Here is a 21,446-nt window from a genome sequence, read left to right on the forward strand (position 1 = left end):
ACTACGCCTGCTCTGCTTCAGCGGCGTCGGCAGCGGGCGCCTCGGCCTCGGCCGGAGCGGCCTTGGCCGCGGGGGCCTCGGCCTTCGGCTTGAGGACGGGCTTCTTCTTCTCGTCGGCGACGAAGGCGGCCTTCGGCTCCTTGACGCGGACGGTGCTCACGGCGTCCTTGTCGCCCTTGAACTTGCCCCAGTCACCGGTGAGCTTGAGGAGTGCTGCGACCTGCTCGGTCGGCTGGGCGCCGACGCTGAGCCAGTACTGCGCACGCTCGGAGTCGACCTCGATGAACGAGGGCTCCTCGGTGGGGTGGTACTTGCCGATCTCCTCGATGACACGACCGTCGCGCTTCGTGCGCGAGTCTGCGACGACGATGCGGTAGTACGGCGCACGGATCTTGCCGAGACGCTTGAGACGGATTTTGACAGCCACGATTCTCCTGAATGATGTGATGTTTGATGTGCTCGCTGCCGAAAGGTGGGGCCACACGCTCGACGCGAAAACTGTGGTTGCTGCGGGCGTCGGATAGAGGGTCGAACTCCGCGCAGACTCAACTCTCTATTCTGCCAGACATCGGGCGATCTGGGTAATCCGGCGACACCGATACCGGATGACCCCTCCACCCCGTGTGAAGATGGGCTGGCGCGCGGCATCCGGCCGCGCCCTGCGGGAGGTCGACGCCAATGCCCATCGAGTTCGCCAGATCCGAGCGTTCGACCGTCGGCCTCGAATGGGAGGTCGCCCTCGTCGACCGCGACACCGGCGATCTCGTCGGCGCAGCGGACACCGTCCTGTCGGAACTCCGCCCGAGCGACGGTTCCGATCATCCGCAGATCACCAACGAGCTGCTGCTCAACACCGTCGAACTCGTCTCGGGAGTGCACCACACGGTCCCCGAGGCGATCGCGGACCTCGAAGGCCAGCTGGCCGAGGTGCGGGCGATCACGGATCCGATGGGCGTTGAACTCATCTGCAGCGGTTCGCACCCGTTCGGCCAGTGGTACGACCAGCAGGTCACCGACAAGCCCCGCTACCACAAGCTCATCGACCGCACCCAGTGGTGGGGTCGCAACATGATGATCTGGGGCGTGCACGCGCACGTCGGCGTCGAGACGGTCGACAAGGTCCTCCCGATCATGAACGGGCTGCTCACCTATCTGCCCCACCTCCAGGCGCTCTCGGCGTCCAGCCCGTACTGGGGTGGGGTCGACACCGGGTACGCGTCGAACCGCGCGCTCATGTTCCAGCAGCTCCCGACGGCGGGCCTCCCCTACCAGCTCTCCGACTGGGAGCAGTTCGAGGCCTACGTCGACGACATGACGGTGACCGGCATCATCGAGGACCACACCGAGGTCCGCTGGGACGTGCGACCGTCGCCGCAGTGGGGCACGGTGGAGATGCGCGCGTGCGACGGAGCGTCGACCGTCGCGGAGTTCGGCGCCCTCGCCTCGCTCATCCACTGCCTCACCGAGCACCTGTCCGACCGCCTCGACGCCGGAGAGCGCCTGCAGACCCTGCAGCCGTGGTACGTCCGCGAGAACAAGTGGCGTGCGGCCCGGTACGGCCTGGACGCCGAGATCATCCTCGACTCCTCTGGCCACGAGCGCCTCGTGACCGACGACCTGCACGACCTGCTCGACACCCTCGCGCCGGTCGCCCGTCGGCTCGGCTGTGCGGACGAACTGGCGAGCATCGCCACGATCATCGAGCACGGCGCGAGCTACCAGCGACAGCTCGCCGTCGCCCACGCGAACGGCGGCAGCCTGCAGGCGGTCGTGAGCTCCCTCGCGAAGGAGCTGCGACACGGGGTCCAGCCCTCCGCCTGACGAGGCGGCGTCACTCAGCGCGGTCGAGCGTCCCGATCCGTGTGCCGGCGTCGTCGGTCACGGTCAAGCGCCCTCCGTCGTCCGAGAGCGTCGCCTGTGCGATCCCCCGCAGCCAGGTGTCGACGCCCGGGCACGCCATCAGGGTGCTTGCGACGTCAGAGACGACGACCGCGTCGTCTTCGGCGCGCCAGGAGCCGGAGAGGCTGTTGCAGCCGTCCGAACCACTCACGCGACCGTCCTCGGTGAACACCAGGTGCGGGTCGGCAGCGCCGGTGCCCTCTCCCCAGGTGCCCAGGACGCGTTCGCCCGGAGACGGAGCGGAGCACCCGGCGAGCATGCCCGCGGCCAAGACGACTGCGATGACCGAAGCCACTGCCCTCAGCGCGCGCATACCGCCTCCGCTCGACTCAGCGACCCAGGAACTTCTGCAGCTCGGCGAGCTCCGCCTCGGTCGGGGCTGCCGATCCCGACGACGAACCGCCGCCGAGGCCGAATCCAGCGCCCGTAGCGGCAGCCTGCGTCTCGACGGCGCCGGCGTTCTCCGCCGCGCGCTTGGCCGGGTTGCCTGAGCGGGAGCCCTTCTTCTTGGCCGGCGGCTTCGGTCGGTTCGTCCGTGCACCGGGGACCGGGCCCATCCCGGGGATGTTCGGCACGCCACCCTTGGCGACGGTCTTCATCATCTTGGCCGCCTGCTCGAAGCGGTTGACGAGGGCGTTGACCTCGGTGACGGTCATGCCGGAACCCTTGGCGATGCGCAGGCGACGGGACCCGTTGAGGATCTTCGGGTTCGTGCGCTCGGCCTTGGTCATCGACTGGATGATGGCCTCGGTCCGGACGATCTCGCGCTCGTCGAAGTTCTGGAGCTGCTCCTTCATCTGCCCCATGCCGGGGAGCATGCCCATCATCTTCTTGATGGAACCCATGCCGCGCAGCTGCTGCATCTGCTTGAGGAAGTCGTCGAGCGTGAAGGAGTCGGTCGCGAACTTCTCCGCGACCTTGCGCGCCTCCTCCTCGTCGAAGTTCTGCTGCGCCTGCTCGATGAGGGTGAGGATGTCACCGAGGTCGAGGATCCGGCTCGCCATGCGGTCGGGGTGGAACGGCTCGAAGTCGTCGAGACCCTCACCGGTCGACGCGAACATGATGGGGCGTCCGGTGACCGAGGCGATGGAGAGTGCCGCACCACCGCGGGCGTCGCCGTCGAGCTTGGAGAGCACCACGCCGGTGAAGTCGACGCCGTCGAGGAAGGCCTTGGCCGTCGCGACCGCGTCCTGACCGATCATCGCGTCGATGACGAAGAGGACCTCGTCGGGATCGACCGCCTTGCGGATGTTCGACGCCTGCTTCATGAGCTCGGCGTCGACGCCGAGTCGTCCGGCGGTGTCGACGATGACGGTGTCGTAGAGCTTCTGCTCGGCGAACCGGACGCCGTCGCGGGCGACCTTGACCGGATCGCCGACCCCGTTGCCGGGCTCGGGAGCGTAGACGGGGACGCCCGCCTGCTCGCCGACGACCTGGAGCTGGTTGACGGCGTTGGGGCGCTGGAGGTCGGACGCGACGAGGAGCGGCGTGTGGCCGTCCTTCTTGAGCCACTTGGCGAGCTTGCCGGCGAGCGTCGTCTTTCCGGCACCCTGGAGTCCGGCGAGCATGATGACGGTCGGCGGCTTCTTCGCGAACTCGAGACGCCGCTGCTGTCCGCCGAGGATCGTGACGAGCTCGTCGTTGACGATCTGGACGACCTGCTGCGCCGGGTTGAGGGCCTTGCTCACCTCGTCGCCGAGGGCGCGTTCGCGCACGCGACCCGTGAAGTCCTTGACGACGTCGAGTGCGACGTCCGCGTCGAGGAGGGCGCGACGGATCTCGCGGACGGTGCCGTCGACATCGGCCGCGGAGAGCTTGCCCTTGGTGCGGAGGTTCTTGAACGTATCCGCGAGGCGGTCAGAGAGTGTGCCGAACGTTGCCATGATCCCTCCAGTTTAGGGCAGACCGCGGGGCGACCCGGTCGAGAGCCGCCACGGTCGGAAGATGAGTATTTGGACGGCGTCCAACAATGCTATCGTGGCGGCCATGACACAGCTCCTCATCGCCGGGCTCGCGCCCACGTTCGTCCCGTACCGCGAGGGTTGGGCGCTGCAGCGTCGGGTCCATGAGACGGTCGTCAACGATGACGGGCCGGAGCATCTCATCCTGTGCGAACACGAGCCCGTGTACACGGCGGGCAAGCTGACCCGCCCGCACGAGCGCCCCGACGACGGCACACCGGTCGTCGAGGTCGACCGCGGCGGCCGCATCACCTGGCACGGGCCCGGACAGCTCACCGGCTACCCGATCGTCCGCCTCCCTGAGCCGGTCGACGTCGTCGCGCACGTCCGCCTGCTCGAGGAGGTCATGCTGCAGACGATCACGGAGCTCGGCGTCACCGGCCGCCGCATCGACGGACGGTCGGGTGTCTGGGTCGACCCCGTCGCCGGCGGACCGGCCGCGAAGATCGGCGCCGTCGGTGTCCGGGTGCAGGCCGGGGTCACGCTCCACGGCTTCGCGCTCAACTGCGACAACTCCCTCGAGCCCTTCGGCCACATCGTCGCGTGCGGCATCGCCGATGCCGGCGTCACCACCATCAGCACCGAGCTCGGTCGGCGGATCACGCCGAGCGACGTCGCCGAGCGCGTCTCCGAGATCTTCGAAGCACTCCGGCCCGGCTGGACGGCCGCGTCCGCGACCACGATCGGAGCGGCCGCGTGAGCGGCTGCGGCGCACCGGCACCCGCGCCCGCGGCGGACACCGGCGGACGGAAGCTCCTGCGGCTCGAGGTCCGGAACGCGCAGACCCCCATCGAGCGGAAGCCCGACTGGATCAAGACCCGCGCGACGATGGGACCCGAGTACCGACAGCTCCAGGCGCTCGTGCAGGAGGAGGGTCTGCACACGGTCTGCCAGGAAGCCGGCTGCCCGAACATCTTCGAATGCTGGGAGGATCGCGAGGCGACCTTCCTCATCGGCGGATCGCAGTGCACGAGGCGCTGCGACTTCTGCCAGATCGACACCGGCAAGCCGGCGGAATACGACCGCGACGAGCCACGGCGGGTGGCCGACTCGGTGCAGCGGATGCGGCTGCGCTACGCGACCGTCACCGGTGTGGCACGTGACGACCTCCCCGACGAGGGGGCGTGGCTGCACGCCGAGACCGTCCGGCGCATCCACGAGACGAACCCGGGGACGGGGGTCGAGATCCTCGCGACCGACTTCTCCGGCGACCCCGACCTCCTCGGCGAGGTGTTCGCCTCCCGACCGGAGGTGTTCGCACACAACGTCGAGACGGTCCCACGCATCTTCAAGCGGATCAGGCCCGCCTTCCGCTACGAGCGCTCCCTCGACGTCCTGACCCAGGCACGTGCGGCCGGCCTCATCACGAAGTCCAACCTCATCCTCGGGATGGGCGAGGACCGGAGCGAGATCAGTCAGGCGCTTGAGGATCTGCACCAGGCCGGCACCGACATCATCACCGTCACCCAGTACCTCCGGCCGACGCCTCGACACCTCCCCGTGGACCGCTGGGTCAAGCCGCAGGAGTTCCTCGAGATCAAAGAGGAGGCCGAGGAGATCGGGTTCCTCGGTGTGCTCGCAGGCCCGCTCGTCAGATCGTCCTACCGTGCCGGACGCCTGTGGGCGCAGTCGATGACCGCGAAGGGCCGCGAGGTCCCCGAGGGACTGCAGCACCTCGCAGACGCCTCACTCGGCTTCGCCCAGGCGGTCTGAGGCCGACGCCCCGACCGGTCGGGCTCAGTCCTCGCTCGTGACCCCGGTGACCTCGCCGTCGGAGCTGTACGCGACCATGAGCACGCCGTCGAGCTGGTCCGCGTCGAGCGAGTACTCGAAGATCGCGAACGCCTCGTCGCCGTTGTGCTGGTGCGGCGCAAATCCGACGCTCAGCAGCGTCATCGAACGGATGACGTCGACGTCGCGGTCTCCGGACTCGTCGACCAGGACGTCCGGCAAGGACTCCCCCAGCTCCTCGACGGCCTGGATGATGTACTCCGTCACCTCGGAAGTTCGGTCGTCGACCTCGCTCAGCATCGCCTCACGCGAGCGCAGGTCGAAGCCCTCGAGGGCGAGGATCATCGCCGCCGCCAGGTCGAGCGCATCGGCCGGGATGTCGTCCTCGTCGGGGGCGCTCAACGAGATGGAGACGGACTGCTCGCCGACGTCGATGTTGTCGGACCAGTAGACGCCACCACCAGGCTCGGTCGCGATGACACCGAAGTAGTCGTGTTCGATCGCCATCAGCTGCCCACCAGGTTCTGTGCGAAGACGTGCGGCGTGAAGCCGGTGAGGTCGCCGATGCCCTCGCCTTGACCGACGAGCTTGATCGGAATGCCGGTCTTCTCCTGCACGGCGAGGACGAACCCGCCCTTCGCGGAGCCGTCGAGCTTCGTCAGGACGAGCCCGGTCACCCCGGCGTGCTCGATGAACGCCTGCGCCTGCGACAGACCGTTCTGACCGGTCGTCGCGTCGAGCACGAGGAGGACCTCGGCGATGGGCGCCTGCTTCTCGACGACGCGACGGATCTTGGACAGTTCGTCCATGAGCCCGCCCTTCGTCTGGAGCCGACCAGCGGTGTCGATGATGACGATCTCGGTGCCGGTCTGCTTGGCGTACTCGATCGTCTGGAAGGCGACGGAGGCCGGGTCCTGCCCCTGCTGCTGGGGGCGGACGATCTGTGCGCCCGCGCGCTCGGCCCAGGTCGCCAGCTGCTCCACGGCAGCGGCACGGAAAGTGTCCGCGGCCCCCACGACGACGGTGCGGTCGTAGTTGCGGAGGAACTTCGCGAACTTGCCGATGGTGGTCGTCTTGCCGACCCCGTTGACGCCGACGACGAGGACGACCGCCGGACGCTCGCTGAGCTTCAGCGTCGTGTCGAACTTCGACAGCCGCTCCTCGACCTCCTCGCGCAGCATGCGCTGGAGGTCGCGCGGGTCGGTGGTGCGGTAGCGGTCGACGGAGGCGTGCAGGCCCGTGACGATCGACTCGGTGACGTCGGGACCGAAGTCGGCGCCGATGAGCGCGTCCTCGAGGTCCTCCCAGGTGGTCTCGTCGATCGTCGGACGTTGGAACATGCCTTTGAGGGCACCGGAGAGTGACCAGGGTGTGCGTGCAGCCATGGTCTCAGCGTAGCCGTCGGCGACGCGGTCCCGTCGCGTGGGGACGAGACCGGATCAGCTCGCGCGTTCCGCAGCCACGCGCTGACCGACGACGGCCGACACCCCGTCCTGGCGCATCGAGACGCCGTAGAGGGCGTCGGCGATCTCCATGGTGCGCTTCTGGTGCGTGATGACGATGAGCTGGCTCGTCTGACGGAGGTCCTCGAAGATGGTGAGGAGCCGCCCGAGGTTCGCGTCGTCGAGGGCCGCCTCCACCTCGTCCATGATGTAGAACGGGCTCGGTCGGGCTTTGAAGATGGCGATGAGGAGGGCGACCGCGGCGAGCGATCGCTCCCCGCCCGACAGCAGCGACAGGCGCTCGATCTTCTTGCCGGCGGGCTTGACCGACACCTCGATGCCCGTGGTGAGCATGTGCTCGGGGTCGGTGAGCGAGATGCTACCCGTGCCGCCCGGGAACAGGATCGGGAACACCTCGGTGAAGGCGGCTTCGGTGTCGGCGAACGCCGAGGCGAAGATGACCTCCATCTTCCCGTCGATGTCCTCGATGATCGACAGCAGGTCGGCGCGGGTGCTGGTGAGGTCGGCGAGCTGTTCGGTGAGGAAGCGGTGGCGCTGTTCGAGTGCCGCGAACTCCTCGAGCGCGAGCGGGTTGACCCGTCCGAGTTGGGCGTAGGTGCGCTCCGCTGCTGCGAGACGCTTCTGCTGCTCGGCGCGGACGTAGGGCGTCGTCGGCACGTCGTCCGACTCCTCGGCGGGTTCCTCCACCAGCTCGGCGTCCGGCGTCGCGGGTCCGTCGGCACGTGCCTCGGGCGCCTCGTCCGAGTCGGGCATCGTCGTCTCGGGCCAGACCTCCGGACCGGTCTCGTCGGCCGTTCGCACAGCCGAGCGGGCGGTCGCGCGGGGTGTCGGAGGGTCGACGGGCACCGGAACCTCGGGCCCGTACTCGGCGACGAGCACGTCCTCGACGAGTCCCAGCTCCGACCCGGCGCGCTCGAGCAGACCGGACAGGTGGAGCTTCTTCTCGTAGATCTGGAGTTCGAGACCATGGACGCTCTCGGTGACGACCTGCAGCCGCTGCCGGAGCGTGTGCTCCTCGCCGCGCAGTCGTACGAGCTCGGCGTTCCGGCTGGCCCGCGTCGCCTCGGCTGCCGCGAGCGCGACGCGGGCCTCGGTGACCGACCGGTCGACCGAGTCGAGGACGGGCGGGAGCGCCTCCGTCACAGCGGTGGCGGCCGCGGCCTGGCGCGCACGGATGACCGCACGCCGAGCCGCTTCCTCAGCCGCGGCCTGGTCGGCCTGCCGCTGCCGCTCGAGGTTCGCGACCGCGAGCTCCTCCGCCCGCACGCGTTCGCGCGCGGTCTCGAGGAGGAGGCGGTGCTGCACTTCGGCCTCGCGCGCCGCGTCCAGTTCGGCGGAGAGCCCGTCGCGTGCCGACACGTCGAGGAGCGGTCGTGGACGCGCGCGAGCGGTGTCGTGGTCCAGCTTGGCCCGCTCCACGGCGGCAGCGGCGTCGGCGACGGCCGCCTCCGCCGTCCCGGCAGCTGCGAGGAGGCGGTCGTGTTCGGCCTGTGCGGATTCGTACCGGACCGTGACCCGGTTCACGCGCTCGGCCTGTGACGCACGGTTGGCGTCGAACTCGCGGAGGGCGCTGAGCGCTGCCTGCGCGGTCTGCTTCGCCTCCTGCAGGATCGTGCGCTGCTCGGCCAGGGCGAAGCGCGCCCGTTCGATGAGCGACACGACCTCGCCGTGTCGATCGGCTGCCGCATCGCGTTCGGCCAGCAGTTCGATGCGGCTCTGCGCTCCGCCGCTCCCCCCGCGGACGATGCTGTCCGTGACGACCGCGCCGTCACGGGTCACGAGGGTGAACGCGCTGAGTGACGAGCCGAGTCGGTCGTACGCCGCGATCGCGTCGTCGAGCGAGTCGACGACGAGGACCGAGGCGAGGATCCCCAGCACGCCAGGAGGGGCCTCCACCAGCTCGGCAGCCGAGGTGAACCCGGCGGGCGCGTCCGGGACGTCTCGCGCACCGTCGGCGATGACGATCTCGACCCGGCCGAGATCCTGGTCGGCCGCGTGATCGAGCGCCCGCCGGGCAGCGTGCCGGTCGACGGCGACGGCGGCCTCCGCGAGCGTGCCGAGCGCTGCGGCCACAGCCGACTCGTGGCCGGGTCGGACCTGCACCCGGTCCGCGACGATCCCCTCGATCCCGTCGATCCCGCTCGCAGCGAGTTCGGCCGAACCGGTCTTGAGGTCGAGGGCGCGCGAGAGTGCACTGGTCTTGGCACCGAGCGAATCGCGTTCACGTTCGAGGGTGTGGAGCTGCTCGCGCAGGCCCTCGATCTCCCCTTCGGCCTCCGCCGCGCCGCGTTGGGCCGCCTCGTAGGCGTCGTCGAGCCCGGAGTCGGCGGCGTCCGCCACGGTCGGGTCCTCCTCGAGCGCCTCGTACTCCAGCCGCGCAGCGTCCAGACGGAGGGCAGCGGCGTCGATCGCGTTCTGCTGGCGCAACGCCTCGCCACGGACCGCGGCGAGTTTGGACCCTGCGGCGTCGACGGCGCCCGCGAGCTTGGAGAGCTCCAGGTCGTGTCGTGACACGAGCGCGCTCTGCGCCGCGATCTCGACGTCCACCGCGTCGAGTGCGGCGCGCTTCGCGCGGGTGTCCGCCTGCGCCTCCTGCAACGCGCGCTCCGCGTCGGCGACCGCCACCCGAAGTCCGTCGATCTCCGCGGTCGCGTCGGCGACCATCTGCTTCGTGATCCGGGGTTCGGCGGCCGTCGTGTCCGTCGATGATCCGAGGAGCGCGAGCCGCTGGTTGGCGAGCGTGTACAGGTTCCGGAGGCGCTCCTGCACGCTCTCGAGCTCGAAGGTGATCCGGCGGGCGTCGTCGACCGCGTCGCCGAGTTGTGCCTGCTCGATCCGGTTGATCCGCAGTTCCGCCTGTTCCAGCTGCTCCTGCAGGACGAGGCGCTCACTGTGGCGCTCACTCTCCGAGCGGTTGTGCTCGTCGAGGGAGCGCCGGAGGCCCACGACGTCGTCTGCGAGGATCCGGGCGCGGGCATCGCGGACGACCGCGGCGATCGTCTGCGCCTCCCGGGCGATCTCCGCCTGACGACCGAGCGGCTTCAGCTGCCGGCGGATCTCTCCGGCGAGGTCGCTCAACCGTGTGAGGTTGGTCTGCATCGCCTCGAGCTTCCGGAGCGTCTTCTCCTTGCGTCGGCGGTGCTTCAGGATGCCGGCCGCCTCCTCGATGAAGCCGCGGCGCTCCTCGGGCGTCGCCCGCAGCACCGCGTCGAGCTGCCCCTGCCCGACGATGACGTGCATCTCGCGGCCCAGACCGGAGTCGCTGAGGAGCTCCTGGACGTCCAGCAACCGACACGTGTCGCCGTTGATGGCGTACTCGCTCCCGCCGTTGCGGAACAGGGTGCGACTGATCGTCACCTCGGTGTACTCGATGGGCAGCGCGCCGTCGCTGTTGTCGATGGTGAGCGTGACCTCGGCTCGACCGAGCGGTCCCCTGGTCGACGTTCCCGCGAAGATGACGTCCTCCATCTTGCCGCCGCGGAGAGTCTTCGCCCCCTGCTCGCCCATCACCCAGGCGAGCGCGTCGACGACGTTCGACTTGCCGGAGCCGTTGGGACCCACGACGCAGGTGACGCCCTGCTCGAACGCGAAGGTGGTGGGGTGCGCGAAGGACTTGAACCCTTTGAGCGTCAGGCTCTTCAGGTACACGCGCACCTCCTCTCCCGCGTCGCGGATGCTGTGCACTACGGTAGCGAATCCGCGGACGGACGAGGGACACCACGCTGTGCCGGCCCGCCGCGGCGGTCGTAGCATGGACCGCATCACCCAGGACGGTCTGGTGTGGGAGGGAGGCGACGATGCGCGTCACGATCGACGAGGTCGAGATCCCGGCGACCGGGAGCTCAGCGGTGTTCGACGAGGTCCAGGACGTCGCGAACACGCTCGAAGCCGAGATCTGGTCCACCGACGACTTCGCCTTGACCTCCGCGATGGCCCTTCCCGAGTACCGCGACCAGCGGTTCCAGCGACGCGTCCTGCTCGCCGCCGTCCTCGACGGGCGTGTGGTCGGTCGCGGCTGGCTCGGATACGGCACCGAGGCCGACGCGGTGACGGCCTCCCTGAACGTCGGCGTTCTCGCAGAGGAGCGGCGTCGAGGGATCGGCACGGCGCTCCTGCAGGAGTTGGAGCGACGGGCCCTCGCGGCCGGCCGCCCGACGGTGACCGCCTTCACCCAGCACGCCGTCGACGACATCCCGACCGACGAACCACTCCTCGGTGCGAGCGTCGGCGAACGGGCGATCCCCGCGAACGCCGCGGCCAGCCGGTTCATGCTCGATCGTGGATACGCCCTCGCGCAGGTCGAGCGGACCAACCGCTGCGACCTCGCCTCGATGCTCGGGGAGCTGCCTGACATCGTCGAGACGTCGACCGCCCGTGCCGGACACGCGTACCGCCTCGTGCAGTGGGTGGATCACACCCCCGACGAGCTGCTCGGCTCGCTCGCGACGGCCCGCGAACACATGGCGACCGACATCCCGGCCGCCGATCTGGAACTCGACCCCGAGGTCTGGACGCCCGAGCGGGTCCGCGCGCGCGAGGACCAGCTGGCCGCGTCTGGCGACCACGCGATCGTCGCCGCCGCCGTCCACCGCGACAGCGGCGCGGTCGCCGGGTACAGCGAGCTCGTCCTCGGCGAGGGCAAGGAACACGCGGAGCAGTGGGACACGCTCGTGCTCGCCGACCACCGGGGACACGGCCTCGGACTCTGGATGAAGGCGGCGAACCTCATCGCACTCGCCGATCAGGCACCCGAGCGGTCCCGGATCTACACCTGGAACGCCGACGAGAACGCGCACATGCTCGCGATCAACGACCGACTCAGGTTCCGCATCGTCGGCTACTCCGGAGAATGGCAGCGCCGACTCCCCCGTAGCGACTGATCGTCAGGTGCGGCGCTGGCAGACCGGACAGCGGTGCGAGCCGCGGTTCATGAACTGCTCGCGGACGATGAACGTGCCGCAGCGCGCACACGGCTTACCCTGCCGACCGTAGGCGTTCAGACTGTGCGCGAAGTACCCCGCCTGACCGTTGACGTTCACATACTGGGCGTCGAAGCTCGTCCCGCCCTCCGCCAGGGCCTTCGCGAGCACGGCACGCACCTCATCGAGCAGCCGGCCGGCGCGACCGAGCCCGAGACGGGCGGTCTCCTGCTCGGGGTGGATGCGCGCCGCCCAGAGCGACTCGTCCGCGTAGATGTTGCCGATCCCGCTGACCAGGGTCTGATCGAGGAGCGCCCGCTTCACACCGGTGCGTTTCTCGCGCAGTCGTCGGAGGAAGCCGGCGTCGTCGAAGGCCGGGTCCATCGGGTCGCGGGCGATGTGCGCGACCTGGTCGGGCACCATCGCGACCTCGTCGCCGAACCCACCTGCGGCTCCGTCCGTCGTCGGGACGAGCACGGTCACCGCCATGGACCCGAAGATCCGCTGGTCGACGAAGTGGAGCCAGAGCTCGCCGTGCTCGGGATGCTCCAACTGCAAGCGGATGCGCAGGAGTCGGTCGGCGTCGTCGCCGGGCGACCGGAGCAGCATCTGCCCGCTCATGCCCAGGTGACCGACGATCGCCTCATCGTCGTCGAGGGGGAACCAGAGGAACTTCCCGCGTCGGACGGCCGATCGGATGGTCCGCCCCGTCAGCCGTGCGGTGAAGTCGGCGACACCACTCGCGTGGCGGCGCAGGGAGCGTTCGTCGAAGACCTCGACGCCGGCGATGGTCGCGCCGCTGACGGCGGGCTCCAAGCCGGCGCGGACGACCTCGACCTCAGGGAGTTCCGGCACTGATCCTCGACCAGGCTTCCAGGGCCGCCGCCATCTCGGCGTGCTTCTTGCTCGTACCGGAGCCCGTCGCCGTGACCGCGGTTCCCACGGTCACCGTCGCGACGAACCGTCGGTTGTGGTCGGGGCCGGAGCTGGCGATCTCGTAGACGGGCGCCGGCGCCCCGATGGCCGCAGCGGCCTCCTGGAGGCTCGTCTTCGGGTCCATCGCCGCGCCGAAGCGCTCAGGATTCTCGAGCAGGGGGTTCACCAGTCGCAGGACGAGTGCCGTCGCCGCGTCGGGGCCGGCCGACAGGTACGTCGCGCCGATGACGGCCTCCATCGTGTCGGCCAGGATGGACGCCTTCTCGCGCCCACCGGTCTGGTCCTCACCCTTACCGAGCTTGATCCGCTCGCCCAGCCCGATCGAACGTGCGACCTCGGCGAGCGCGATCGTCGAGACGAGGCTCGCACGTCGCTTCGCCAGCTGGCCTTCGTCGAGGTGCGGGAAGTCGCGGTAGAGCATGACGGTGACGGCCTGCCCGAGGATCGAGTCGCCGAGGAACTCGAGGCGCTCGTTGTGCGGGAGCCCGCCATGCTCGTACGCGTACGAGCGGTGCGTCAGCGCCAGGTCGAGCAGCTCGTACGAGACGTCGACACCCAGTTGCCGTGCGAAAACGACCACACCGGGATCGGTCTCCGATACGGAGCCGATTCCGGTGTGGTCGGAATGATTCGTGTTCACGCTGTTCGAACGCGGACGTTCAACGCGCGGATCAGACGTCTGCGACCTTGCGGCCCTTGTACTCGAGGTACAGGGCGGTGCCCTGCGAGTCCTCGACGACCTTGGCGCGGTGCGGCAGGCTGTACGTGACGCGGCCGTTCTCCACCGTCTTCACGAGCGTCGGCACGGCGGCCTTCCACTGCGAGCGACGCGAGCGGGTGTTCGAGCGCGAGACCTTCCGCTTCGGGGGGTTTCCAGCCATGATCTATCTCTCTTCTGTGTCTGCAGCGGCGCGCTGGGCGCTGCTGGCGTCTGTGTCAAGTACGGAGTCTGAGGACAAGCCCGCGAGCGCAGACCAGCGAGGATCTGCGACGTCGTGAGGGTGTCGTTCCGGACGTTCGGCCAGCCGCTCGCCGGTCTCGGGGTCGAGTCCGGGGCAATCCGGCTGGCACACCGGCTGAAACGGTAATGCGAGAACTACCGCATCTCTGACCAGAGGTTCAAGATCCACGTGGTCGTCGTGAACCTCGAAGTCAGACGCTTCCGAATCAGGATACGCGAAAAGTTCCTGAATCTCGACTTCGACAGGCAGTTCGATGTCACGGAGGCAGCGTCCGCACTCGCCGGTCGCCAGTGCGTCGACGTCGACGGTCACGAGGATCCCCTCGTGCACGGACTCGAGACGCACCTGCTCGGAGAGCGTCGTGCCCTCCTGGACGGCGACCAGACCCTCGCCCCAGCGCTCGGCGAGCACCACCTCGAGGTCGTGCTCGCGCATCTCCCCGGGACGGTTCACCAGATCGCGCACGTTGACGCTGAACGGCGAATTGTTCGTTCTCTTCCTAGTCACGATCGACGATTCTACGCCGAACCCGACCGGGAGGACGCCCTAGCCCTCCTGGAGGAAGGTCGCCACCACCTGCGGGACGTACGGGCTGACATCGCCACCGAGCGCGGCCACCTGCCGGACGAGTGAACTGGACACGTGCGCGTGCGCCGGATCGGGCAGGAGGAAGACCGTCTCCACGCCGGCGAGGCTGCGGTTCATGATGGCCATGGGCGTCTCGTACGCGACGTCGACCTGCGAGCGGATGCCCTTCACGAGCACGCTCGCGCCGACGTCCGTGCAGTAGTCGACGAGCAGGCCGACGTTCCACTGCGCGACGACGATGTTGTCGGGCAACCCGCCGTCGGCGATGGAGCGCTCGAGCAAGGACACCCGCTGCGGCATCGGCAGCAGCGCGGACTTGTCGGGGTTGTGCACGACCAGCACGTGCAGTTCGTCGAAGATGCGCGCCGCCCGCTCGATGACATCCAGGTGACCGAGGGTGACTGGGTCGAACGATCCGGGGACGACGGCGATCCGCTTCATGCCGCCAGCCTATCGGTGCTCAGTTCTTGGCGAGCGCGGCGCGGTCGGATTCGTCGAGGCGCCGGCGGAGCGCTTCGGCAAGCACCGGGTGGTCGGCGAGGTCGGGGTCGGTCTCGAGGAGCTCGGCGGCATCCGCCCGCGCCTCGATGATGACCTCGCTGTCGTGCACGACCCGGAGCAGCTTGAGCGAGGACCGCCCGCCCGACTGCATGCTGCCGAGGACGTCGCCCTCGCGCCGCAGCTCGAGGTCGACCTGCGCGAGGTCGAAGCCGTCGAGGGTCGCGGCCACCGCGTCGACGCGCTCGCGTGCGGTGCTCTCCGCCTCCGCCGCGGTGACGAGCAGACACAGCCCGGGGACGCCCCCTCGACCGACGCGTCCGCGGAGCTGGTGGAGCTGCGACACCCCGAAGCGTTCCGCGTCGAGCACGACCATCGTCGAGGCGTTGGGGACGTCGACGCCCACCTCGATGACCGTCGTCGCCACGAGCACGTCGATCTCACCGGCGGCGAAGGCCCGCATCGTCCGGTCCTTCTCCTCCGCGCTCATCCGGCCGTGGAGGACGTCGATGCGTCGGGACGCGAGCAGCGGGTGGGTACGCAGCTGCTCCACCGTGGCGAGCACGGACGCGATCGGCCGCGCCGGATCGACGTCCTCCTCGAGCGCCTCGCCGGGCTCGACCTCCTTGGCGTCGATCGCCGGGCACACCACGAACCCCTGCCGCCCCTGCGCGAGTTCCTCGGCGAGTCGCTCCCAGACGCGGGAGATCCACCGCGGGTGATCGGCCAGGGCGACCACGAAGCTCTCGATCCCCTGCCGCCCGCGTGGCAGCTCCTTGATGATGCTGACGTCGAGGTCGCCGAAGACGGTCATCGCCACGGTCCGTGGGATCGGCGTCGCGGTCAGCACGAGGACGTGCGGCGGCGTGCGTCCCTTCTGACGGAGCTGGTCGCGCTGCTCCACGCCGAAGCGGTGCTGTTCGTCGACGACGACCATCCCCAGATCGGCGAAGGTCACGGCGTCACCCAGCAGCGCGTGCGTCCCGATCACGATCCGGGCCTGGCCGGCGACGATCCGCAGCAGCGCCCGTTTGCGATCGGAGGTCGGCAGCTGGCCGGTGAGCAGCGTCGGCATGAGCTCGGCCGAAAGGTCTGGCCCCAACGAACGGACGATCGACCGCAGGTGCTGCGCCGCGAGGACCTCGGTGGGCGCCAGCAGCACCGACTGTCCCCCGCTGTCGGCGACGGCCGCCATGGCCCGGAGGGCGACGAGCGTCTTGCCCGAGCCGACCTCACCCTGGACGAGTCGGTTCATCGGATTGGGCTGCGCGAGGTCGGCCGCGATCTCCGTGCCGACCGTCTGCTGGTCGCCGGTCAGCTCGAACGGGAGCGCGGCATCGAGGCGCTCGAGGTAGCCGCCGGCCTTCGGCACGCGGGGTTCGGCCGCCAGGGCACGGGTGGCCGCTCGCTGTTGGAGCAGGGCCGTCTGGAGGAGGTACGCCTCCTGATACCGCAGGCTGCGGCGACCACGCTGCCAGTCGCGGTCGACCGTCGGGCGGTGGACGGCCCGGATGGCGGCGTCGAAGGAGAGTTCACCCCTCGCCGCCCGGACCGACCTCGGGACCGGGTCCTCCTGCGGCGGCAGGGCGTCGAGGACCAGCTCCACGGACTGCTTGAGGTTCCAGCTCGTGATCGTGCTCGTCGCCGGGTAGATCGGGATGGGCGCCTCCGACCACGCCTTCGCCTGGGCGTCCGCGAGCGCCGGAGCGTCGGCGTCGTCGGGGAAGAGCTGATACTGCGGGTGCGCGAGCTGATAGCTGCCGCGGTAATCGCCGACCTTGCCTGCGAAGATGCCGCGCAAGCCCGGCCGGAGTTCGTTCGCCCGCCAGGGCTGATTGAAGAAGGTGAGGTTGAGTCGACCCTGACCGTCGGAGATGACGACCTCGAGGATGGAGCCCTTGCGTTGCTTCATCTGGCGGTCGCGGACCTCGAGGACGTCGGCGACGATCGTCACGTCCTCGCCGAGCGGCAGCTGGCCGATGACCGTCAGCTCGCCGCGCTTCGCGTAGCGACGCGGGTAGTGCTCGAGGAGGTCGCCGACGGTCTCGACGCCGAACGCCTTCTGGAGTGCCGTCGCGGTTCGTCCGCCGAGGACACCGCCGAGCTTCGTGCCCAGCTCGATCCCCGTCATGCCGTCGATTCTATTCGGGACCTCGGACACCGCGGTTCGCTCGGCTTCGCCCAGCCTGCGAGGATGGGACCATGGCCGGCATCAGGATCATCTCGGGTTTCGCCGGATCACGCACGATCCGGGTTCCGGGCAGCGGTACACGACCGACGAGCGATCGCGTCCGCGAGGCCCTCTTCTCCGCGTTGGAGGCCCGCGACGTGATCGCCGGCGCCGAGGTGCTCGACCTGTACGCAGGCTCGGGGTCGCTGGGGCTCGAGTGCGCCAGCCGGGGTGCCGCCGTGATCACCCTCGTCGACCGAGGGTCGGAGGCCGCGAAGCTGTGTCGTGACAACGCGAGGATCGTGACCTCGGCAGCGCCTCGCGGAGCGGCACCGCGCATCACGGTGCACGCCAAGTCGGTCGGCGCCTACCTGTCCCGGGCGACGGTACCGTCCGACCTCGTCTTCATCGATCCCCCGTACGACCTCCCCGAGGCGGAGCTCACGGCCAACCTCGCCGCGCTCGTCGGTCTGGTCACCGACGACGGGCTCGTGCTCGTCGAGCGGAGCTCCCGCTCACCCGAACCGACCCTTCCCGCGGCGCTCGAGGTCCTGCGGAAGAGCACCTACGGCGAGACCGTCGTCTGGTGGATCACGCCGGTCTGAGTCAGCGCGTCACGGTCACCGCGTCACCGCACGGTCCTCGCGCCACGGCGGCCGGGAACACCGCTCAACCGGACGCGTCGTCCCAGTCGCGGTAGGGGTCCCAGCCGGCGCGACCGTCGTAGGCCACACCGTCGACGAGGACCCCGGCACCGGGCCGGGCCGTGCCGATGGTCCGGAAGCCGGCGGGGATCGTCGTGGCGGACGGGAACGTCGCCAGGAGGGAGTGGTCCTCGCCACCGGCGAGGGCGAGCGCCACGTCGGCACCCAGTTCATCGGCCCGCAGGTCGATCGCGACCCCACTCGCCCGCGCGAGGCGACCGGCGTCGAGCGCGAGCCCGTCCGACAGGTCGAGCATCGCCGTGGCACCGGCGACGGCGGCGACGACCCCGGCCGCGATCGGTGGCCGTGGCGCGAGTTGTGCCTCCACCTCGACCCGGTGATCGCGTCGTAGGACGGATGCTGCCTCGGCCGAAGGCACGCCGTCGGCGTCGACCCCACGCGAGAAGAGGAGTCGTAGACCTGCCGCAGCCGAACCCAACTCCCCCGCGACCGCGACCACGTCGCCGGGTCGCGCCCCGTCACGACGGACGGGGGCACGACCCTCGAGGTCGCCGAACGCCGTCACCGCGATCATGAAGACGTCGGACACGGCCAGATCGCCGCCGACGACACCGCAGCCGGGCGCGAGCTCGGCGCAGGCGTCGCGCAGTCCGTCTGCGAACCCGTCGAGCACGGCGACCGGCAGGTGCTTGGGCATGGCGAGTGCGACGACGAGTGCCGTCGGACGCGCCCCCATCGCCGCGACGTCCGCCAGGTTGCTGGCCGCAGCCTTCCACCCCAGGTCGTGGGCGCTCGACCACGCCAGCCGGAAGTCCGGCCCGTGGATCATCGTGTCCGTCGTGACGACGAACCGACCGTCCGGCGCAAGGACGACCGCGGCATCGTCACCCGGCCCGAGGAGTTCGGCGTCGGCGTGCGGCAGGCGAGGGAAGATGCGCTCGAGCAGCTCCCCCTCCGCGAGGTCTCCGACACAGGCCCCGACCGTTCCGTGATCGTCGGACGCGCTCCCAGACTCGTTCATGGGATCAACGGTAGCCTGGTGGGCGATGTCCCCGATTCGTGTGCTCCTCGCCACCGCCCTCGCCGCAGCCGCAACCCTGGCCCTGGCCGGGTGCGCGCCCGCCGTCGCGCTCGAACCCGCCGCCGATGCGAACAACCCGCAGTGCGCGGAGGTCACGGTGCGTCTGCCCGACGCGGTCGCCGAACTGCCCGAGCGAGGGACCGACGCCCAGGCCACCGGCGCCTGGGGCGATCCTGCGACGGTCCTCCTGCACTGCGGCGTCGCGATCCCAGGCCCGACCACGCAGCAATGCCAGTCGGTGAACGGCGTCGACTGGATCATCGACGACACCGACGCGCCGAACTACCGGTTCACGACCTTCGGGCGCACGCCTGCGGTCGAGATCGTGCTCGACGGCGACGCCGTCGCCAGCAGCACCGTCCTGGCCGATCTGGCGCCTGCCGTGTCCGTGCTCCCTGTCACCGGGAAGTGCACCGCCCTCGGCGACGCCGAGCTCCCGATCCCCACCGACGGCTGACCGTTCCCGGCGCCACACCCTTCAGGAGCGGGCGCGCGCGACCTCGATCAGCTCGGTGATGAGCTCGGGGTAGCTGAGACCCGAGGCCAACCAGCAGCTCGGGAACATCGAGATCGGGGTGAACCCCGGCATGGTGTTGACCTCGTTGACGACGAAGCCGTCCGCGGTCAGGAAGAAGTCGACCCGGGCGAGCCCTGCGCAGCCCAACGCCTCGAACGCCCGACGAGAGAGGTCCTGCATCTCCGACAACTGCTCGGGACGAAGGTCGGCGGGGCAGACGAGCTCGATACCGGGGGCGTCGAGGTACTTCGCCTCGAAGTCGTAGAAGTCGCGTCCGGTCACGACGACCTCGCCGGCAACCGAGACCCGAGGTGCTTCGCCGGGGAGGGACTCGAGGACCGCACACTCGACCTCTCGGCCCACCAGACCGGTCTCGACGAGCACGGTCGAGTCCTCGGCGAGTGCCAGTTCGATCGCCGCACGGAACGCGTCCGGCGTCGACACCTTCGACACCCCGACGCTCGAACCGGCTCGCGCCGGCTTCACGAACGCCGGTGACCCGAGCGACCCGAGCGATGCGAGCACCTCCTCGGGTGCCGTGGCCCAGTCGTGGGCGGTGAACCGCACCCACGGGGCGACGGCGATCCCGGCGGCCTGGAGCACCGTCTTCGTGAAGTGCTTGTCCATGCCGAGCGAGGACGCGAGGACGCCGGAGCCGACGTACGGGAGGTCGACGAGCTCGAGCATGCCCTGCACGGTGCCGTCCTCGCCGAACCGACCGTGGAGGATCGGGAGGACGATGTCGACGGGGCCGAGGGTGAACGGGACGCCGTCCTCCCCGACGACGGTCAACTCGCGGCTGCCGACGCGTTCAGGCCAGCGCACGGCCGGCCGCGAGGGGTCGACCTCCGGCAGGTGGGCGGGGTCGAGCGCGTACCGGCTCGGGTCGTCGACCTCGAGGACGTACGAGCCGTCGTGGGCGATCCCGACCGGGTAGACGTCGTACCGTTCGCGGTCAATCGCGGCGAGGACGCCGCCCGCCGTTGCGCAGCTGATCGAGTGCTCGCTTGAACGGCCTCCAAAGAGCACCACCACTCCGGTCTTGTGCGTCATCGTTGCTTCTCTCCCCCTGGGGTTCGTCGTCGTCGGTCGTGAGGTGCGGTGCGATGTCCTTGGGGTCGAGCGTGCCGTCGAGCACCTGCTTGACCTGTTCGACGATGGGCATCGCGACCCCCTTCGCCATGGCCAGCTCGAGCACCGGCGCCACGGACGCGAGCCCCTCCGCGGTCTGCTGCATCTGTTTGACGACGTCGTCGAACTGATACCCCTGGCCGAGCAGACGCCCCGCCGTGTTGTTGCGGGACAGCGGCGACTGGCACGTCGCGATGAGGTCGCCGAGCCCGGCCAGGCCCGAGAGGGTCTCCGGCTGCGCACCGTGGGCCACCGCGAAGTCGGTCATCTCGACCAGCCCGCGGGTGATGATGGAGGCCTTCGTGTTCTCGCCGTAGCCGACGCCGTCGACGATCCCGATCGCGACGGCGATGAGGTTCTTGAGCACACCGCCGAACTCGGTGCCGATGACGTCGGTGTTCACGAAACTGCGGAAGTACCGGTTGCGCGCGAGGAGCGCGACCGTCTGCGCCGTCTCGAGGCTCTCCGAGGAGATCACGGCGGCCGTCGGCTGCTCGCGGGCGATCTCGAGCGCGAGGTTGGGGCCCGAGGCGACGGCGATACGGGACGGGTCGATGTCGAGGGTCTCGCGGATGACCTCGCTCATCCGGGATCCGCTGCGACGCTCGACGCCTTTCATGAGCGAGACGACGAGGGTGCCGTCCTCGAGGTGCGGACGGAGCGCGATGAGGTTGTCGCGCAGGGACTGGCTCGGCACGGACAGGAACACGACCGAGGCACCGCGCACGGCGTCGACCATGCTCGCGGTCGCGGTCATCCGCATCGGCAGATTGATCCCGGGCAGGTAGTCGCTGTTGCGCTTGGCTTCGGTGATCTCGCGAGCGAGCTCGGGTCGTCTGGCCCACATGACCACGTCGGAGCCACCGTCCGCGAGGATCTTGCCGAACGTCGTGCCCCAGCTGCCCGCTCCGAGCACGGCGACCCT

Annotated in this window: 21 protein-coding genes; 6 read left to right on the forward strand and 15 right to left on the reverse strand. The window is 69.8% G+C overall.

Annotated elements, in window-relative coordinates:
* Position 1: 1 nt before the first annotated feature.
* Complete coding sequence (rpsP, locus tag AC4PMY_RS01375) at positions 2 to 427, reverse strand: 30S ribosomal protein S16 (protein WP_064296311.1); 426 nt, start codon at positions 425 to 427, stop codon at positions 2 to 4.
* Between the two features lie 251 nt (positions 428 to 678).
* Between rpsP and AC4PMY_RS01380 the strand changes: the two genes are divergently transcribed.
* Positions 679 to 1,821, forward strand: a complete 1,143-nt coding sequence (locus AC4PMY_RS01380) for a glutamate--cysteine ligase (protein ID WP_064296310.1) — start codon at positions 679 to 681, stop codon at positions 1,819 to 1,821.
* Positions 1,822 to 1,831: 10 nt separating this feature from the next.
* Here AC4PMY_RS01380 and AC4PMY_RS01385 read toward each other — a convergent pair whose 3' ends face one another.
* Together AC4PMY_RS01385 and ffh are read right to left on the reverse strand one after the other, a co-directional pair.
* Positions 1,832 to 2,212 (reverse strand): META domain-containing protein, encoded by a 381-nt coding sequence (locus AC4PMY_RS01385; protein ID WP_491621833.1) that lies wholly within the window; start codon positions 2,210 to 2,212, stop codon positions 1,832 to 1,834.
* 16 nt (positions 2,213 to 2,228) lie between these two features.
* Positions 2,229 to 3,782, reverse strand: a complete 1,554-nt coding sequence (gene ffh / locus AC4PMY_RS01390; protein ID WP_491621834.1) for a signal recognition particle protein — start codon at positions 3,780 to 3,782, stop codon at positions 2,229 to 2,231.
* A 103-nt stretch (positions 3,783 to 3,885) separates the two neighbouring features.
* On the opposite strand from ffh, the gene lipB reads away from it, so the two are divergent.
* Positions 3,886 to 4,560 (forward strand): lipoyl(octanoyl) transferase LipB, encoded by a 675-nt coding sequence (gene lipB / locus AC4PMY_RS01395; RefSeq protein ID WP_079002240.1) that lies wholly within the window; start codon positions 3,886 to 3,888, stop codon positions 4,558 to 4,560.
* Complete coding sequence (lipA, locus tag AC4PMY_RS01400; RefSeq protein ID WP_491621835.1) at positions 4,557 to 5,573, forward strand: lipoyl synthase; 1,017 nt, start codon at positions 4,557 to 4,559, stop codon at positions 5,571 to 5,573. Before lipB ends, lipA begins: the two co-directional genes overlap by 4 nt.
* A 24-nt stretch (positions 5,574 to 5,597) precedes the next feature.
* On the opposite strand, the gene AC4PMY_RS01405 is transcribed toward lipA, so the two are convergent.
* Genes AC4PMY_RS01405 through AC4PMY_RS01415 form a run of 3 tightly spaced genes read right to left on the reverse strand, consistent with a single transcriptional unit; the run spans position 5,598 to position 10,702 of the window.
* On the reverse strand, positions 5,598 to 6,098 hold the full coding sequence (locus AC4PMY_RS01405; protein WP_491621836.1) for a DUF2004 domain-containing protein: 501 nt from the start codon (positions 6,096 to 6,098) through the stop codon (positions 5,598 to 5,600).
* A complete protein-coding gene (gene ftsY / locus AC4PMY_RS01410; protein ID WP_064296361.1) occupies positions 6,098 to 6,976 on the reverse strand; it encodes a signal recognition particle-docking protein FtsY in 879 nt (292 codons plus the stop codon). The genes AC4PMY_RS01405 and ftsY overlap by 1 nt, the downstream gene beginning before the upstream one ends.
* 54 nt (positions 6,977 to 7,030) lie before the next feature.
* On the reverse strand, positions 7,031 to 10,702 hold the full coding sequence (locus AC4PMY_RS01415) for a chromosome segregation SMC family protein (RefSeq protein ID WP_491621837.1): 3,672 nt from the start codon (positions 10,700 to 10,702) through the stop codon (positions 7,031 to 7,033).
* 149 nt (positions 10,703 to 10,851) lie between these two features.
* Here AC4PMY_RS01415 and AC4PMY_RS01420 point away from each other — a divergent pair, with 149 nt between their 5' ends.
* The gene (locus AC4PMY_RS01420) at positions 10,852 to 11,934 is read left to right on the forward strand and encodes a GNAT family N-acetyltransferase (protein WP_491621838.1); all 1,083 of its coding nucleotides are present in this window, start codon (positions 10,852 to 10,854) and stop codon (positions 11,932 to 11,934) included.
* Positions 11,935 to 11,937: 3 nt separating this feature from the next.
* Here AC4PMY_RS01420 and mutM read toward each other — a convergent pair whose 3' ends face one another.
* The 6 genes from mutM to AC4PMY_RS01450 form a co-directional block, all read right to left on the reverse strand.
* Positions 11,938 to 12,828, reverse strand: a complete 891-nt coding sequence (gene mutM / locus AC4PMY_RS01425; protein ID WP_491621839.1) for a bifunctional DNA-formamidopyrimidine glycosylase/DNA-(apurinic or apyrimidinic site) lyase — start codon at positions 12,826 to 12,828, stop codon at positions 11,938 to 11,940.
* Complete coding sequence (gene rnc, locus AC4PMY_RS01430; RefSeq protein ID WP_491621840.1) at positions 12,812 to 13,489, reverse strand: ribonuclease III; 678 nt, start codon at positions 13,487 to 13,489, stop codon at positions 12,812 to 12,814. Before rnc ends, mutM begins: the two co-directional genes overlap by 17 nt.
* A 91-nt stretch (positions 13,490 to 13,580) precedes the next feature.
* A complete protein-coding gene (gene rpmF / locus AC4PMY_RS01435; protein WP_056006932.1) occupies positions 13,581 to 13,790 on the reverse strand; it encodes a 50S ribosomal protein L32 in 210 nt (69 codons plus the stop codon).
* A gap of 3 nt (positions 13,791 to 13,793) precedes the next feature.
* The gene (locus tag AC4PMY_RS01440; protein ID WP_071261222.1) at positions 13,794 to 14,306 is read right to left on the reverse strand and encodes a YceD family protein; all 513 of its coding nucleotides are present in this window, start codon (positions 14,304 to 14,306) and stop codon (positions 13,794 to 13,796) included.
* 111 nt (positions 14,307 to 14,417) lie between these two features.
* Entirely contained in the window at positions 14,418 to 14,900 is a 483-nt protein-coding gene (gene coaD / locus AC4PMY_RS01445) for a pantetheine-phosphate adenylyltransferase (protein ID WP_064296302.1), read from the reverse strand.
* Positions 14,901 to 14,919: 19 nt separating this feature from the next.
* On the reverse strand, positions 14,920 to 17,088 hold the full coding sequence (locus tag AC4PMY_RS01450) for an ATP-dependent DNA helicase RecG (RefSeq protein ID WP_064296301.1): 2,169 nt from the start codon (positions 17,086 to 17,088) through the stop codon (positions 14,920 to 14,922).
* Positions 17,089 to 17,159: 71 nt separating this feature from the next.
* Here AC4PMY_RS01450 and AC4PMY_RS01455 point away from each other — a divergent pair, with 71 nt between their 5' ends.
* On the forward strand, positions 17,160 to 17,732 hold the full coding sequence (locus tag AC4PMY_RS01455; protein WP_491621841.1) for an RsmD family RNA methyltransferase: 573 nt from the start codon (positions 17,160 to 17,162) through the stop codon (positions 17,730 to 17,732).
* A 64-nt stretch (positions 17,733 to 17,796) separates the two neighbouring features.
* Here AC4PMY_RS01455 and thiL read toward each other — a convergent pair whose 3' ends face one another.
* A complete protein-coding gene (thiL, locus tag AC4PMY_RS01460; RefSeq protein ID WP_491621842.1) occupies positions 17,797 to 18,813 on the reverse strand; it encodes a thiamine-phosphate kinase in 1,017 nt (338 codons plus the stop codon).
* Between the two features lie 25 nt (positions 18,814 to 18,838).
* On the opposite strand from thiL, the gene AC4PMY_RS01465 reads away from it, so the two are divergent.
* Complete coding sequence (locus AC4PMY_RS01465; RefSeq protein ID WP_079002232.1) at positions 18,839 to 19,330, forward strand: DUF3515 family protein; 492 nt, start codon at positions 18,839 to 18,841, stop codon at positions 19,328 to 19,330.
* A gap of 21 nt (positions 19,331 to 19,351) precedes the next feature.
* Here AC4PMY_RS01465 and AC4PMY_RS01470 read toward each other — a convergent pair whose 3' ends face one another.
* Positions 19,352 to 20,443 carry a D-alanine--D-alanine ligase family protein gene (locus tag AC4PMY_RS01470; RefSeq protein WP_314139468.1) on the reverse strand — a complete coding sequence of 364 codons (1,092 nt, stop codon included), beginning with the start codon at positions 20,441 to 20,443 and terminating at the stop codon, positions 19,352 to 19,354.
* Positions 20,346 to 21,437 carry an NAD(P)H-dependent glycerol-3-phosphate dehydrogenase gene (locus tag AC4PMY_RS01475; protein WP_491621843.1) on the reverse strand — a complete coding sequence of 364 codons (1,092 nt, stop codon included), beginning with the start codon at positions 21,435 to 21,437 and terminating at the stop codon, positions 20,346 to 20,348. Before AC4PMY_RS01475 ends, AC4PMY_RS01470 begins: the two co-directional genes overlap by 98 nt.
* Positions 21,438 to 21,446: the final 9 nt, after the last annotated feature.

Source organism: Plantibacter sp. MDV22-iso1 (assembly GCF_058408345.1).